Below are 16,124 nucleotides of genomic sequence, written 5' to 3'. Positions count from 1 at the left end.
TGACTTTTAAATTAAGGATGACAAGCAAAATTGCGCTGGTTGCTGCAACAAATGTGGAGGTAATGAATATATGGATATTGATCTGACGAATCAGTTGAACCAGTCATTAAGCACAAATGGGTTAGTTTCGATTGTCGTTTCGCTATTGTGTATAGCACTCGCATGGTGGGCACTGCAAAACCTGAAGCTTGATCTGATTATCAGACAGCCGAAGGGTGCTCAAGGAAGATTGCTGCATTTGCTGTTTGCCATTATTCTGGGTCATGCCGTATCCGGGTTCGTTATTGATTATTTATCATGGACCCAAATGTTGCGTCATTTGTTTTAATGTTGAGATGGTTGGTTAATCATCTGTTAGGTTCTTCATGCAGCCTGATTGTCGAATAACATCGATTGTTTGTGTCAACAATTAGAGTATGACCAACCTGTTAACAATTAAGAAAAATGTGTGACGTATAATTGGTTGAACTGAGATGTTTTATGTAAAAATGCTTGTATCGTACAATTCAAAAATGTTATGATGGAAGTTAGGGAATTAACTATTGTTCACTTTAACCTTAGGTTATAAACGGGATCCCCGGTATTTGCCGGCTAATAATTATCCCAATCCGTCTGTCCTGATGTTTTGCTGACCTGTAAGCCTTAATTACAAGTTTGCAGGCAATCAGCACGGCAAGTGTTATCATCAATTTTGGATTATAAACCAATTCTTTTCTGAACAGACATCAGGCGTTTTTTGCCGGGGAATGTCGAAATTCCACACACAGCAACAGTCCTTTCTAACACAGAGGGCTTACGTATTCCGGAATGAAGAAAAGGGAATAAAAGCGCGGAGGGAACCATGATGAGCAAATTTATCGTCCGCGGTGGCAAAAGGTTGACCGGAAGTGTCAAAGTTAGCGGCGCTAAAAATTCTGTTCTTCCGATCATCGCTGCCTCTCTACTAGGGGAAGAAGGACAAAGCGTTATTATTGACGCACCTCCTCTAGACGATGTGATGACGATTAACAAAGTGTTGGAATCGCTGGGAGCGGGTGTTACATACCGGGACGAAGTGATTACCGTGAATGCGGAAAAACTTACTTCCTGCGAAGCCCCGTATGAATGGGTAAGTAAAATGCGGGCGTCTTTTCTGGTCATGGGGCCTTTATTGACGCGTATGGGTCATACAAGAATTTCGCTTCCTGGTGGATGTGCCATCGGAACACGGCCGATTGATCAGCATTTGAAAGGTTTTGAAGCCATGGGTGCCGAGATCAGCTTGGGCCAAGGCTATATCGAAGCTCGCAGCCAAGGACGGTTGCGCGGTGCAAAAATTTATCTGGATGTAGCTTCCGTCGGAGCTACTCAAAATATTATGATGGCTGCAACGCTGGCTGACGGTGTTACCGTGCTGGAGAACGCAGCGAAAGAACCTGAGATTGTGGATCTGGCCAACTTCCTTAACGGAATGGGTGCCAAAGTGCGTGGAGCGGGTACAGGAGTTATTCGCATCGAAGGTGTGGAGAAACTCACTGGAGTGAAGCACACAGTGATTCCTGACCGGGTAGAAGCGGGTACCTACATGGCTGCTGCTGCTATTTCTGGTGGCGACGTCTACATCGAAGGTGCAATCTCCGATCATTTGGGTTCGGTTATTGCCAAGATGGAAGAGATGGGAGTGACCATCCTGCCAGATGAGAATGGGGTACGTGTCATTGCGGACCGTCCACTCAAGGCAGTAGATGTGAAAACATTACCATACCCTGGATTCCCTACTGACATGCAGTCCCAGATGATGGCGCTCTTGCTGGCATCAGAAGGAACAAGTGTTGTAACAGAGACGGTATTTGAGAATCGCTTCATGCATGTGGATGAATTCCAATTGATGAATGCGGAGATCAAAGTGGAAGGCCGTTCGTCCATCATTACAGGTAATGCGAAACTGAAGGGTGCCAAAGTTACAGCTACCGATTTGCGTGCGGGTGCTGCACTCATTATTGCGGGTCTGGTTGCTGAAGGCACAACTGAAGTCGGCGGTGTTCATCACATCGACCGCGGCTACGTTCATCTGGCTGAAAAGCTAAATGGACTCGGAGCCGACATCTACCGTATTTCGGTTGAAGAACCGAAACTGGACGCAGCTAAGCCTGCAACCGAAAAAGCTGAGGAAGAAGTGCCGATGTTCAAGGTACAACCGACTTGGGCTTAAATCATGTTTTTAGTAAAAAGCTAAGCCATCTGGCTTGGCTTTTTTTATGCCTTTTTTTGACACTATGCTATTAAAGTATGGCCAACAATTGAGTACCTGATTCTATTAATAGCTGGTCCTAATGGAAGAACTGTGGGTCAAATTTTTAAATATATACAATCAAATAAACGAATTTCAATAGAGAATGCGGTGCAAGGTTATGGATGTCAAAAATGGCTGTATATCGGCGGTTTATCCACTATAGCAGAGCAATGTTAATCTAACATTAAAAAGAATCAAAAGCTCTTTCTTTCTCTCAAATCAGGTTCTATCAGATCGAAACAGCTCATACCCTAAACTATGGATTTGAACAAAAGGACCGGTCTATGACGGCCTATGTACAACGGAGGGTATGTCGAAATGAAAGAAGCTCGTATACAGGTTAAGGTGCCCCTTGTCCCCCGTCCAATGATGGAGGAGTCCAAGCAGACTTCGGATGCCGGAATGGAGAAAGACAAGCTCACAGCGATGAATAGCAGAAGTTCAGCTGCAGAGGCCAAAAGAATAATCAATACAAACCCAACAGGAGCATCAGACCAGTCTGAGCGTGAGTCAAGGGGAATCCGCGGACCTGTCATAGAACTGGATCAGTTCCGCCCAGTAAAGAGACGTCGGATGAGGACATTCGGAAGAGGACGCAGGTGGTCAAGCGGATCCAGGCGATGGCAACCAGCTGCTGCTGTATCAGGGCTCTTGGCGCTGGCACTCCTGATCCCTGCTATATTAGTGTGGCCCCGGACAAGTGATCCGGTGAAGCCGATCCCTGTTGCACCATCAACAGGCAGTGTAACGAACACCGTCCCTGCCCCAGCTGTGCCAGTGACATACCCAGAACCCCATGTAAGAGTGTATCTGTCTGCAACGGGAACAACAATGAATCTTCCGCTTGAGGAGTACGTGACGGGTGTTGTTGCTGCAGAGATGCCTGCCGAGTTCAGGCTTGAGGCATTGAAAGCCCAGGCAATTGCAGCGCGGACCTTTATCGTCAGAAGGCTGGCAGCACATGATACCAGCGGTGTACCATCGGGTGATGCAGATGTAACGGATACGGTTAGTCATCAGGTGTTTCTTCCACCGGACCAGGTAGAAAAGGAATGGACACGGTTGGGGAAAGCGGAGGAATGGGAGAAGTTACAGCAGGCCATCCGCGAAAGCCGGGACGCCGTGATGACATATCAGGGTAAGGCCATTACCGCATCCTTTTTTTCTACAAGTAACGGTTATACAGAGAACGCTGAGGATGTATGGGGAAATGTCGTACCCTATTTGAAAAGTGTAGCGAGTCCATGGGATCAGAAGTTAGCCCCGGGATTCAAGGAGACCGTCACAATGAAGCGCAGCGAAATTCTCCAGAAGTTGAATTTGAGTGCCAATGCTATCCCGGTCACTGCCCAGGAAGGTGGCTCCTGGATGGAAGTGCTGTCTACAACAGAAGGTCACCGAATTAAGGAGATGCAGATCGCAGGTTCAACGTTCAGTGGACCAGAGGTGCGTAAACTGCTTGGATTGAGATCCAGTCAATTCAGCTGGACGACAGAGGGTGACGAGGTGCAGATTACGACCTTCGGTTACGGACATGGCGTGGGAATGAGCCAGTGGGGAGCGAATGGCATGGCGCAGGAGGGACACACAGCGACACAGATTCTGAAACACTACTATACAGGCATCTCCTTTGGACAGGCATCGAAGATGTTGGCCTCGAAATAAGAGACATCAAGACGGATGAATACTTGCGAATCAATCTGAATTAATCCAGCTTCTCTACCAACCAAATACCCATTCCGGAGCTTTCGAGATTCGGCTATTTATGCGGAAAGTGAGAGTATATGGAGAGCGCAGGGGACAGAAAAGACCTGTAGAAGCGTAGCGTCCGCCTTTATCACCGGATTTCTCCCTTGGGAGAATATAATATGGAAATACGGGGATAACAGCCGGTCGGAAGGTTTTCTGGCCCCGGAGCGGTGCACGGACATCCCCATATCAGTCATATATAGCAGTCTCTGAAACCTCCGTGAAAAAAATTAGAGTCGCACGTGTATAAAAGAGTTGCACCCGGTAACACTTGTTACTGAGGTGATCAAGATGAATGAACAAAACAAAAAAACAGTCCAAGAAGAAACTCCTAAAACAACTCAAGGAGTACCGGCCAGCCAGCCCTCTTCATGGAAAAGAGCAATGTCCAAACGTTGGGTCTTCCCGGCAGCCTACATCGCAGCAGCAGGCATTATACTAACATTAGTGTGGGTCTATCAGGGTACAGGCGAGAAAACGCTGAACTCCGATCCTGCTAGTGGAGTAGTAGAAACAGGAGCATCGGGTACAGAAGAAACAGCAGTTGGTGGAGAAGAAAGTGTGGAAGTTGTCGCTCAGTCGGAAAGTTTTGCATGGCCAGTAGCAAGTCCGTCGGAAATCTCTGTTGTTAAACCGTTCTATGAGAACGAAGGCTCTACCGAAGAACATGAAGCCGCAATGGTGCAGTACAACGATACGTTTATTCCGAACACAGGCGTAGACCTGGCGCGTGGGGATAACAAATCATTTGAAGTAAAAGCAGCACTCGGCGGTAAAGTGACACGGGTGGAGCAAAATCCGCTGACGGGTCAAGTTGTGGAAATCACGCACAGTGATAACCTCAAAACCGTATACCAAAGTCTGTCTGACGTCAAAGTGAAACAGGATGATGAAGTGAAACAGGGAGATGCAATTGCATCCGCTGGCGTAAATGAACTGGAAAAAACGCTCGGCAACCACCTGCACTTCGAAGTATACGAAGACGGTCAACCCGTTAACCCGCAAGGATATCTTCCGGAAAAATAAATGATTTTTAACGCAGAATGAAAAGGGCAGAGGGAAATCCCCTCTGCTTTTTTTGTGCTTTTCAGAAATTATTGGGACCTCCGAAGCTTGTCACACCTCTAAACCGCGAATATATAGGCATGCTCCTCATATAATGTACCAAACTATCCACACAGTAGGGAGGCGGGAGCGTGCACGATTACATCAAGGAACGGACCATAAAAATAGGTCGCTGCATTGTCGAGACGAGGAATACGGTCCGTACCATTGCCAAAGAGTTCGGCGTGTCAAAGAGTACTGTGCATAAGGACCTGACGGAGCGTCTGCCGGAAATCAACCCTGATCTTGCTGACCAGGTGAAACATATCCTGGAGTACCACAAGTCCATCCGCCACTTGCGGGGCGGCGAAGCGACCAAAATCAAATACAAAAAAACAAGCGGCAAAAAGCGTGAAGTACTGGCTTCCGCTAAATCGTAACCATCGCGAAAAGACGTAGGCCAAAAAGCTCACACATGGATTGAATCCCTCCCCTGAAGTATGATATGTTAAAAGCTGGTACAGGATCGAATTATGACATCTTATCAGCCCGATTTTTACATATATATGTTGCACTTTGTCGAACGAGCGGTGACGTGATAAGGGACTCTTTTTCACAGGATACGCTGACCAAATAATATCACTTTGGGGGCTCTTTTATGTTAAGCAAGGATATCGGTATTGATCTTGGCACGGCGAACGTGCTTATTCACGTGAAAGGAAGTGGGGTCGTCCTCGATGAACCTTCCGTCGTGACCATTGAAAGCGATACGAAGCGGGTCCTTGCTGTTGGGGAGGAAGCGCGTCGTATGGTGGGGCGTACTCCGGGTAACATTGTTGCCATCCGACCGCTGCGTGACGGCGTTATTGCGGACTTCGAAATTACGGAAGCGATGCTCAGACATTTCATTAATCGTGTGGGGGCGAGAAGCTGGTACAGCCACCCGCGTATTCTGATCTGTGCACCGACGAATATTACTTCCGTGGAGCAGAAGGCGATCCGTGAGGCTGCGGAGCGCAGCGGTGCCAAAGAAGTATTTTTGGAAGAAGAGCCAAAAGCGGCAGCCATTGGTGCAGGAATGGATATTTTTCAGCCGAGCGGCAATATGGTCGTGGATATCGGCGGCGGAACGACTGACGTTGCAGTCCTGTCTATGGGCGACGTAGTCACCGCCTCTTCTATTAAAGTCGCAGGGGACAAGTTCGACGAAGCGATTATCAAGTTTATCAAAGCCAAGTACAAACTCATGATCGGTGAACGCACTGCCGAGGACCTGAAGATTGCGATTGGTTCCGTAAACCCGGCTGGACGTCAAACCGAGATGGACATTCGCGGACGGGATATGGTATCCGGATTGCCTGTTACCGTAACGGTGTCGGGAAGTGAAGTACAGGAAGCGCTATGGGATTCCGTGCAATCCATTATCGTTGCAGCAAAATCGGTATTGGAGCGGACGCCACCAGAGCTGTCGGCGGATATTATTGACCGGGGTGTCGTACTGACTGGCGGAGGCGCTTTGCTTAATGGGCTGGACGAGCTTTTGTCCAATGAACTGCATGTACCGGTATGGGTTGCAGAGGATCCGATGCATTGTGTCGTAAAAGGGACAGGCATTATGCTCAATAATTTGGATCAAGTGGTTAAGAAAAAGTTCTGATCTGCCGATATAAGTATCAAAGGTTCGCCTATGCTCGGCAATAGAACGGACAAGCATTGATCCTGCAGTGCAGGACAAGCGCTTGAGGAGAGGGGTTTATTCATGCTAAGAGGTTTGTACACCGCTACCGCGGGAATGATTACGCAGCAACGCCGCCATGATACAGCGACTCAAAATATTGTTAATGCCAACACGACGGGATATAAACAGGTGAACAGCGTAAGCCGTTCATTCCCGGAAATGCTCATTACGTTGGTCGGTGGAGATGCCAATGTTCCGACGAAGCGGCTGGGCAGGCTGAACACAGGGGTGTTCGCGGAAGAGAGCTTGTCCATGAATTTGCAGGGAGCGATTATGGAGAGTGGTCAAAAGAGTGATTTTGCCATTTCGTCCAATCTGTCCGTTAATGATCCGCAGACGGGACAACCTGTCGCTTTTGACGGTTCAGGCAAATTTGTACGAGCTGATGGCACGGTGATCTACCAGCCTCAAGCGTATTTCACGGTGCGGGATGCGGAAGGCAATACAAGATATACACGTGATGGTCACTTCCAGGTTACCGGAACGGGAGAACTATTAAGCTCAACGGGAGCTCAGGTTCTGGATAATGATGGACAGCCGGTTGTGTTGACAGGCTCAGTGGACCAATTTAAAGTGGATGAGCAAGGCCGTCTTGTGGATGCAGGCACGGGAGCACCGACGGGGGTTACGCTTGGAATCAGCGTCATTGATCAACCTAACCAACTGGTTCGGCAGGGTGACGGTAATTTTAGTCTGTATGACCAGGAAGGTGCTACAGCGCGAATGATGGCTGCGGGAGATAATGTGCAGATCCGTCAGGGCTACCTGGAAGGATCGAATGTGGATGCTTCTCAAGCTACGGTGGATATGAATGCCGCCTATCGTGCGTATGAAGCGAATCAGAAGGTTGTGCAGTTCTATGATCGAAGTTTGGACAAAGCTGTCAATGATGTAGGTCGTGTATAACGCGCGGCAATAGAGAGGATGAATTACTAAATGAATAATTCCATGATTAGTGCGAAGGTCTCGATGACCGCGATACAGCAACGTCTGGATGTCATTTCCGATAATATTGCCAACGTGAATACGGCAGGCTATAAAAGCAAGCAGGCGGCGTTCGAGGATGTACTGACCCGGGTGCAGCAGCAGCCGGACAAGTATAAGCTCGATGGACGTTCCACCCCAATGGGATATAATCTGGGATTTGGTGCCCGTTTGACGAGCGTGACGAAGGATATGTCTCAGGGGACACTGAATGAGACAGGCAGTCCAACGGATTTGGCAATCGAAGGCAACGCGATGTTTGCCGTTGAAGCGAATGGTCAGAAAATGTGGACACGTCAGGGAGCATTCCATTTTGTCCCTGATCCAACACCTAACCCGAACCCCAATGCACCTCAGATGATGGTGCTGGTTAATGGGGAAGGCTACTTCGCGCTGGATCGTCAAGGTAACCGGATCACGGCTCCGAACAATAGTAAAGTGGCCTTCGACGAGAAGGGTAATCTATTGATTCGTCGCGGCAATGAAGCCAATGCAACGATTGGTGCCCAGCTGCAGCTTGTAGACATCGAACGTCCGGAAGGACTTGTGCAATACGCAGATAATCTGTTTGGTCTGGATGCCGGCTTGACCGAGGATGATGTGTTTGGCGCTAATGCGGCTACACGTGATTCCGTAGCTACGATTCGTGCGGGCTTTCTGGAGCAATCCAACGTGGATCTGACACAGGAGATGGCACTATTGATGCAAGGACAGCGGACCTATCAGCTGGCAGCACGTGCACTGACATCAAGTGATTCGATGGCAGGTCTTGCCAACACTATAAGAGCATAAAGGTGAATGCGATGACAGATACACAGAAGCAGAACAGCAAGCCAGAGAAGAAGGAAGTCAAGAAGAAAAAGAGTGGATGGCGCGTCGCCAGATGGTTCCTGATCCCGGTCTTGCTTGTTCTTGCCCTCGCTGGCGGCATGGTCGCTGGTTATGTGGTACTGGGCAAACAGGATATTGGCTCCGTGTTCCAGTGGAGTACCTGGAAACATGTATATGATCTGGTGTTCGCTTCATGATCGTGAAATAGCGAAAACTCCTGCGCAGGCAGGAGTTTTCTTTTTCGCGTTGAAAACAGTATAATGATGGATGACGTTTGACGTCAAAAGAGGCCTCCCCTGCGAAAGACGATTGTCATCGCGAAGAGAGACCCCTTATCTCAACCTTCACTACTGCAGTCATGAAGGATATTAGTAGTGTTAACTGAATATGCGTTTTTCATACCAAATAAAAATAACCACATTTATATGAGCTCGACTTTATAATAGTTGGGTTGTCCATTTCATGCTGAGAACTAGTGGAGGGAACGGAATCGATTCTAAAGAAGCGAAGCGTTCGCCTTTGTTTTCGAATGTATACCATTTAATAAATAGTTCAGTACACATTCGAGAAACAACAGCGATCGAAAGAACGATCCGAAACCGTAACGGTCGCAAGCACGCACATGGTCAGTCCATTATGGAGAGTCTCATAATAAATGACCCTGAAAGGAGATTAAATTGTGCTCGATAGCAAACAGATTCAAGCCATTATCCCGCACCGTCCCCCGTTTCTGCTGGTGGACAAGATTGTAGAAATGGAGGATGGCAAACGCGCCGTTGGTCTGAAAAATGTAACGATCAACGAACCGTTCTTCATCGGTCATTTCCCAGAATATCCGGTAATGCCAGGGGTGTTGATCACCGAAGCACTGGCTCAAGTAGGCGCAGCAGCGATTCTTAACGTGGAGAGCAATAAAGGTAAAATTGGCTTCTTGGCGGGACTGGACAACTTCCGATTCCGTGGTCAAGTTGTGCCTGGAGATACATTGATGCTGGAAGTGGAAATTACACGTCTGAAGGGTTCGATCGGTAAAGGCAAAGCGACAGCCCGTGTGGAAGACAAAGTCGTCGCTGAAGGCGAAATCATGTTTGCACTGTCTGACCCAAGCTGATTATAACCATGAGCATTTGCATTAGATCGGAGTGTATATAACGGATTGATGCAAAATGCTGAAGCAGCTCAGCAAACCATTGAATTTATATAGACGGAAGGGGTTTATAGGAATGGAACAGTTAAGCGGAACAGCAGCACAGACGTTACAGCAGTGGTTGGAGGATGCTTCGATTGATGAAGCGACGAAACAGGAGCTTCGTGATTTGCAGGATCAGCCGAAAGAGCTGGAGGATCGTTTCTATCGAAATCTGGAGTTTGGTACAGGTGGATTGCGCGGGGTCATTGGCGCCGGGAGCAACCGGATGAACAAGTACACCGTTGGTCGGGCGACTCAAGGTTTTGCACGTTATCTGCTCGAACAGCATGGGGACAAGGAAGGCAGACCTTCTGTGGTTATTGCCCATGACTCCCGTCACTACTCGCCTGAATTTACGCTGGATGCTGCGTTGGTTCTTGCCGGAAACGGCATCGTAGCCAAGCTGTTCACATCCCTGCGCCCTACGCCGCAGCTGTCCTTCAGTGTGCGTCACTTGCAAGCGACGGGCGGTATTGTGGTAACGGCAAGTCATAACCCACCGGAATATAACGGATACAAAGTGTACAACCACGAAGGTGGCCAACTGGTACCGCACGAAGCAGAGAAAGTCATCCAGTACATTCAGGAAGTTCCTTCCCTTGCCGATGTGAAAAAGCTGACCCAGGAAGAAGCTGAAGCACAGGGCTTGCTGGTATGGCTGGGTGAAGAGGAAGATCAGGCATTTGTTGATACGGTTGCCAGCGTGAGTCTGAGTCGTGACCTGATTCAATCCGGTGTTTGCCGTGACTTCAAAATCGTGTTTACGCCGCTGCACGGCACAGGAAATATTCCAGTTCGCCGTGTATTGGAACAAATCGGCTTTGAGCAGGTACACGTGGTAGCAGAACAGGAACAGCCGGATGCTGAATTCTCCACCGTGAAGTCTCCTAACCCGGAAGAACGCGAAGCATTCACACTTGCTATGAAACTGGGTGAATCCGTAGGTGCTGACATTCTGATCGGTACCGATCCGGATGCAGACCGTATGGGTGCAGTTGTGAAAGACAATGATGGCAAGTATTTCGTACTGTCTGGTAACCAATCCGGTGCGATCATGGTGCATTATGTGCTGAGCCGTCTGCAAGAGACAGGCAAGCTGCCAAGCAACAGCGCAGTCGTCAAAACGATAGTAACGAGCGAGATGGGAGCGGTCATTGCGGAGCATTACGGTGCAGAAGTGATGAACACCCTGACAGGCTTCAAATATATTGGTGAAAAAATGAACCAGTTCGAAGCAACTGGCAGCCATACCTTCTTGTTCGGATATGAAGAGAGTTATGGCTACCTGGCAGGCAGCTACGCCCGTGACAAAGATGCCATCCTGGCTTCGATGCTCATTGCAGAAGCTGCTGCATATTACAAAAACCAAGGTAAAACGCTGTACGATGTCCTGCAGGAGCTCTATAGCCAGTTCGGGTATTTCCTGGAGAAGCTGGAGTCCCGTACGCTGAAAGGCAAGGACGGTGTAGCGCAAATCCAGGCGAAAATGACGGATTGGCGTTCGAACCCGCCACAAGAAGTAGCGGGTATCGCGGTACAAGATGTGCTTGATTACTCTCTTGGTCTGGATGGCTTGCCAAAAGAAAACGTCCTGAAATTCATTTTGGCAGATGGATCATGGTTCTGCCTACGTCCTTCCGGTACAGAGCCGAAGATCAAAGTGTACTTCGCAGTACGTGGTGAGAGCCTGGAAGATGCGGAAGGCCGCATTGAACGTTTGGCTTCCACGGTAATGTCGCGAGTAGACGCACAATAAGTACGGTTGTTGTACGAAGCACGAATGGTTAAAAGCCTCTCCGCACCGTAAGGTTGGTTGGCGGAGGGGCTTTTCTTTTAGGTGTGATTTTTACAGAGTCAGAAGCAGATTGATCGGATATTCGAAGGCTTGTTGACACAAGCTGTGTATATACCCGTTAATTATTTGAATGAATTACTTGAGCTGAACGTGGATTTGGTTCCAACACTTGAGGAGGTACATGTAGTGCGTCAAAAATGGCTTTATTGGAATACCGCTTCCCGGAAGTGGCTGTGGCTTGTTGTCATTATAGGACTGATCGCTTCCATCCCTGTCATCAGTGATCGGGTACAGACGGAATCGTCCGCCAAAAAGGTGGAGCTTGTATTCAATTATAGAGGTTTGTTGGATATATCGGCTTATCAAGCCCATCCCCAGGATTTTATGAATGAGCAATTGACTCGTCTGAAAGATGCCGGCGTCACAACGATGGCCGTATTCGAAAGTACGCTGGATGAGCTTAGAAAGTCACGGAAACTGACAGTATATAACGGGCAGGATGTTGCTAACCTGACTCAGAACGTGGTTTCTCCTAACGAGAACTTCACGTATGTGTTGTTCACTTCCGAAGAAAATGCTCAAACCTATACACCCATCATTGAACAAACGTTCGCGGATCGTCAGATTCCGGTGGTACCATGGGAATTTGAAGGTCGTAGCGGCTTGATTTTGCAGACTCCTCCGGAGAATGCCAACATGCAGCCGATGCAGCCGGATCCGGTTGCCATCCAAATGCTGCGTGATAAAGGGTTTTACATTTTGCCAAGGATCGCAGATAGTGTGCCATACAGCCAGGAATCCATGGAGCGCCTGCTGACCTTCTTTGAAGAGAATGGCGTGAAACGCATCCTGTTTGATGGCGATGCAGTGAAAGGGTACAATGATAATGCGGAGATGAAGAGTCTCGATCAGTTCGCACAATTGTTGAACAAACATGACATTGGACTTGCAGCCATTGAAAACTTGAAGAAGCCTCAATCCGGATTTGAAACCCTTGCCTACAAAACGGACTACAACGTTGCTCGTTTGTATTCGTTAAGTGAGGGAGATGCCAATCTGGATGTAGATGTCATTGCGGACCGTTTTGTGCTTGCTACCAAGGACCGTAACATCCGCATGCTCTATTTAAATGCAGGGCCTAGCCGGAACACGGCCAAAGCCATGATTACAGATCCGATTGAGAACCTGATTAACAGTCTGGGTGAGCCAGGACATGCGATTGAACGCATGGAGAAGCGCGGATTCGAGCTGGGACAGGCTGAAGCATTTACAGTAAAAGAATCTTCGATTCAGCGTTATGCCAAGCTGGTTGCGCTAGTTGGTGCAATTGCCATGATTACCTTGATGGTGTCATACTTCGTACCACTGTTGACCTTGCTTGTGTTTGTCTTAGGTTTGGTTGGAAGTGCGGGCTTGTTCCTTCTGAAACCGACCTTGCTTGAGCAGGGGATTGCCTTGCTTGTTGCGATCTCGGCACCAACCATCGCGATGGTGCTTGCGGTGAGAACCGTGAATTATCAGCAGCAGCGTCAACCCAATGCATCTGCGGGTCGTCGATTGGCACAAACGTTGATCTTATATGTAAGAACGTCCATTCTGTCGTTCCTTGCCGTGCCGTTTATGATCGCATTGCTTAACAGCATTACGTATAGTCTGGTCATTAACCAGTTTAGGGGCGTGAGCCTGCTGCACTTTGCTCCAATGGGACTGGTAGCTATTTATATCTTGTTTTATCGTGGATCGGGTACGATTTCCATTAAGCAGCTCAAAGGAATTCTGCGTACACCGGTTAATGTACTGATGGTTGTTCTGGCGGTTGTTGCAGCCGCAGCTGGATATTATTATTTGACACGTACAGGGAACTCGGGTTCAGTAACCCCATTTGAGATGTTCCTGCGTACAACGCTGGAGGATACATTTGGCGTACGACCAAGGTTCAAAGAATTTGTGCTGGGACACCCGCTGTTTATCGTAGGCGTGTTCGCCGCTTTAAAATATCGTCAAGTCATCTTTGTACTCATTATTGCTGCGATTGGACAGTTGTCCATGGTGGATACGTTCGCGCATATCCATACACCGGCTGTATTATCTCTCATTCGCGGAGTGATGGGACTCGGAATTGGCTTAATCTTCGGTATCATTGCTGTGGGTGTGTGGCAAGTAGCGGAAGGATGTTGGAAAAAATGGTCACCACTTCTCAAAAGTTAGTCATCTCGGGATATTACGGATTCCGCAATAGCGGAGACGAAGCGGTACTTAAGTCGATTCTGACTGCACTGGAAGAGGAGAGTCACAGATCCGGCGTCAACATTGAGCCGATCGTGCTCTCCATCGATCCGGAGTCGACGACCTCCATGTATGGGGTGCGTTCTGTTCACCGTATGAAATTGAAGGAAGTTCGCGAAGCAATCAAGGAAAGTGACGGATTGATCAGTGGCGGTGGAAGCTTGCTGCAGGATGCAACCGGACTGAAATCCATTCCCTACTATCTGGGTGTAATCAAGCTGGCGCAATGGCTGAAAAAACCTACGTTTATTTATGCTCAGGGAATTGGGCCCGTTAACCGTAAATTCTTCAATCCGATGATCCGTTCCGTATTCAAGGGGTGTAAGTATATATCGGTTCGGGATGAACAATCGGCTGATTATCTGCGCGGACTTGGATTGCAGTGGAATCAGATTCATGTTGTGCCAGACCCGGTTATGGGATTGCCTTTGCCTGTGGGCAGCAGAGAAAAGGATGTTACGATGGGGAATGCGCCGGATCAATCGAGTGAAGGTTCATCTGCGGGGCAAACCAAGCTTCCGGTCATCGGTGTATCCGTGCGTTTCTGGGAATCCGATCGGAAGGAACTGACGGCGATTGCCTCAGGACTGAAGAAGCTATGTGCCAAAAAAGCAGTGCATCTGCGTTTTATGCCATTTCATTTGCCAAAAGACGAACAGGCCTCCCGTTTTATTATGGAGATGCTCGGAGACGTCACTAGTAAAGGCAGCGAGGTCAGCATAACTCCGAATCTGACCGATCCACAGCTCATGCTGGAGGAAGTCAGCAAGTGTGATGTTGTTATTGGCATGCGTCTGCACAGTTTGATCTATGCCGCATCGCAGTATGTGCCACCTGTGGCTATCTCATATGATCCCAAAATTGATCAGTTCATGCTTCGTCTGGATAGTGAGCCTGTAGGAAGCACGACTGCACTCGATGGGGACAAGCTGGCGAAGAGCGTAGCCTCTCTACTGGATCAACGTTCACAGTGGTTGAAGGAAAACGAAGATCGCATTACCGAACTGAAGCAGGAGGCCAGAGTGCCTGCACAGCAAATTATTAACTATTTAGGCCGCAAAGGGTGAGATAAAGATGAATCAGACCGGACCAATACCTACCGTTTCGATCTATGGTATTCCTTTTTCCAAACTAACGATGAAAGAAACGGTGGAGACTCTCCGGGAAGCCGTGTTGTCCAAGAAGCCGCATCAGGTCATCACAGCGAACCCGATCATGGTGATGGCAGCATTGGAGAATCCGTCCATGATGCAAGTGATGCAGTCTGCCGAATTGATTGTACCGGATGGTACAGGCGTCGTGTGGGCTGCCAATTATTGTGGGGATCCTGTAGCAGAGCGAGTACCCGGATTTGAGCTTTTACATGAATTGCTGCGGGTTGGAGAAAACTATCGTTGGGGTGTGTATTTGCTCGGTTCCACCCCTGAGGTGATTCAAGAAACGGCAGTTCGGTTACAACAGCAATATCCGGCGATCCGTATTGTAGGCTATCGCGACGGTTATTTTGGCCCGGCTGAGGACGAAGAGGTGGTTGCTTCCATTCGCGAAGCTGCACCTGATCTGCTGTTTGTGGCACGCGGCGCAGATACGCAGGAACCCTGGATTCACAAGTATAAGGAGGCGCTTCAGGTTCCCGTAACCATGGGTGTTGGCGGCAGTTTTGATGTCATTTCCGGCAAAAGTAAACGTGCCCCCAAACTGTTCCAGAAGCTAAGACTGGAGTGGTTTTACCGACTGCTTCGCGAACCGAGTCGTGCAGGCCGCATGCTTGCGCTTCCAAAATTCGCGATTAAAGTGATCCAGGACAAAGAAAACGTGACTAAAGCCCGTTAAATACAGGCTATTACGAGAAAAATGCACGTTTTTGCTAAAAATTGAGGTTGGCGTTTCGCGTGTGATCAGCGTATAATTCATTCCGGATTACATGTATGTTTTCAAAGAATGAATCAGACCGTTACACTTGGCACTACGATTGCAAGGCAACCTTCCGATTGCTGTTATCCCCAGATTTCTTTTATTCCCTTTAGATAGGGAGAAATCCGGTGATAGCTTATGCTTTCGAAGTAGCTTTCCTTCAGAAAGCTTTTAGGCGAACGCTGCGCTTCTACAGGTTATTTCTGACTTCTCCGTTGTAGTGCAAGTCTTTTCATTAAATATGGCTAACAATATTTCTTTATATATATAAAAGAGATCAGGGGATTTATAATTTCGTATGGGTATTATAATTGGGGGTCGA

At 48.3% G+C, this 16,124-nt stretch carries 14 protein-coding genes; all 14 read left to right on the top strand.

Annotated elements, in window-relative coordinates:
• Positions 1-70: 70 nt before the first annotated feature.
• The 14 genes from CHH60_RS15310 to CHH60_RS15245 all read left to right on the top strand — a co-directional run bounded on the left by CHH60_RS15310 (position 71) and on the right by CHH60_RS15245 (position 15,721).
• Complete coding sequence (locus CHH60_RS15310) at positions 71-328, top strand: DUF1146 family protein (protein WP_095359960.1); 258 nt, start codon at positions 71-73, stop codon at positions 326-328.
• A gap of 516 nt (positions 329-844) precedes the next feature.
• Positions 845-2,191, top strand: a complete 1,347-nt coding sequence (murA, locus tag CHH60_RS15305) for a UDP-N-acetylglucosamine 1-carboxyvinyltransferase (RefSeq protein ID WP_095359959.1) — start codon at positions 845-847, stop codon at positions 2,189-2,191.
• A gap of 654 nt (positions 2,192-2,845) precedes the next feature.
• Positions 2,846-3,937 carry a stage II sporulation protein D gene (gene spoIID, locus CHH60_RS15300; RefSeq protein WP_441339398.1) on the top strand — a complete coding sequence of 364 codons (1,092 nt, stop codon included), beginning with the start codon at positions 2,846-2,848 and terminating at the stop codon, positions 3,935-3,937.
• A 375-nt stretch (positions 3,938-4,312) separates the two neighbouring features.
• A complete protein-coding gene (locus tag CHH60_RS15295; protein ID WP_095291317.1) occupies positions 4,313-5,047 on the top strand; it encodes a M23 family metallopeptidase in 735 nt (244 codons plus the stop codon).
• Positions 5,048-5,217: 170 nt separating this feature from the next.
• Positions 5,218-5,505: a sporulation transcriptional regulator SpoIIID gene (gene spoIIID, locus CHH60_RS15290; RefSeq protein ID WP_024632710.1), complete on the top strand. Its 288-nt coding sequence runs from the start codon at positions 5,218-5,220 to the stop codon at positions 5,503-5,505.
• 218 nt (positions 5,506-5,723) lie between these two features.
• Complete coding sequence (locus tag CHH60_RS15285; protein WP_095291319.1) at positions 5,724-6,722, top strand: rod shape-determining protein; 999 nt, start codon at positions 5,724-5,726, stop codon at positions 6,720-6,722.
• A 102-nt stretch (positions 6,723-6,824) separates the two neighbouring features.
• Positions 6,825-7,709, top strand: coding sequence for a flagellar hook-basal body protein (locus CHH60_RS15280; protein WP_095359957.1), 885 nt, complete (start codon positions 6,825-6,827; stop codon positions 7,707-7,709).
• A 30-nt stretch (positions 7,710-7,739) separates the two neighbouring features.
• Entirely contained in the window at positions 7,740-8,579 is an 840-nt protein-coding gene (locus CHH60_RS15275) for a flagellar hook-basal body protein (RefSeq protein ID WP_095359956.1), read from the top strand.
• Positions 8,580-8,590: 11 nt separating this feature from the next.
• Positions 8,591-8,815 (top strand): DNA-directed RNA polymerase subunit beta, encoded by a 225-nt coding sequence (locus CHH60_RS15270; RefSeq protein WP_095359955.1) that lies wholly within the window; start codon positions 8,591-8,593, stop codon positions 8,813-8,815.
• 482 nt (positions 8,816-9,297) lie between these two features.
• Positions 9,298-9,729, top strand: a complete 432-nt coding sequence (fabZ, locus tag CHH60_RS15265; protein ID WP_095291326.1) for a 3-hydroxyacyl-ACP dehydratase FabZ — start codon at positions 9,298-9,300, stop codon at positions 9,727-9,729.
• A gap of 112 nt (positions 9,730-9,841) precedes the next feature.
• Entirely contained in the window at positions 9,842-11,563 is a 1,722-nt protein-coding gene (locus CHH60_RS15260; protein WP_095359954.1) for a phospho-sugar mutase, read from the top strand.
• Positions 11,564-11,788: 225 nt separating this feature from the next.
• Positions 11,789-13,810, top strand: coding sequence for a DUF5693 family protein (locus tag CHH60_RS15255; RefSeq protein ID WP_095359953.1), 2,022 nt, complete (start codon positions 11,789-11,791; stop codon positions 13,808-13,810).
• A complete protein-coding gene (gene csaB, locus CHH60_RS15250; protein ID WP_095359952.1) occupies positions 13,786-14,955 on the top strand; it encodes a polysaccharide pyruvyl transferase CsaB in 1,170 nt (389 codons plus the stop codon). Before CHH60_RS15255 ends, csaB begins: the two co-directional genes overlap by 25 nt.
• 7 nt (positions 14,956-14,962) lie before the next feature.
• On the top strand, positions 14,963-15,721 hold the full coding sequence (locus CHH60_RS15245; protein ID WP_095359951.1) for a WecB/TagA/CpsF family glycosyltransferase: 759 nt from the start codon (positions 14,963-14,965) through the stop codon (positions 15,719-15,721).
• Positions 15,722-16,124: the final 403 nt, after the last annotated feature.

The organism is Paenibacillus sp. 7523-1 (assembly GCF_002276415.1).
GTDB lineage: Bacteria > Bacillota > Bacilli > Paenibacillales > Paenibacillaceae > Paenibacillus > Paenibacillus illinoisensis_A.
The sequence above is the reverse complement of the archived record's forward strand: the minus strand, read 5'-3'. Positions and strand labels throughout refer to the sequence as shown.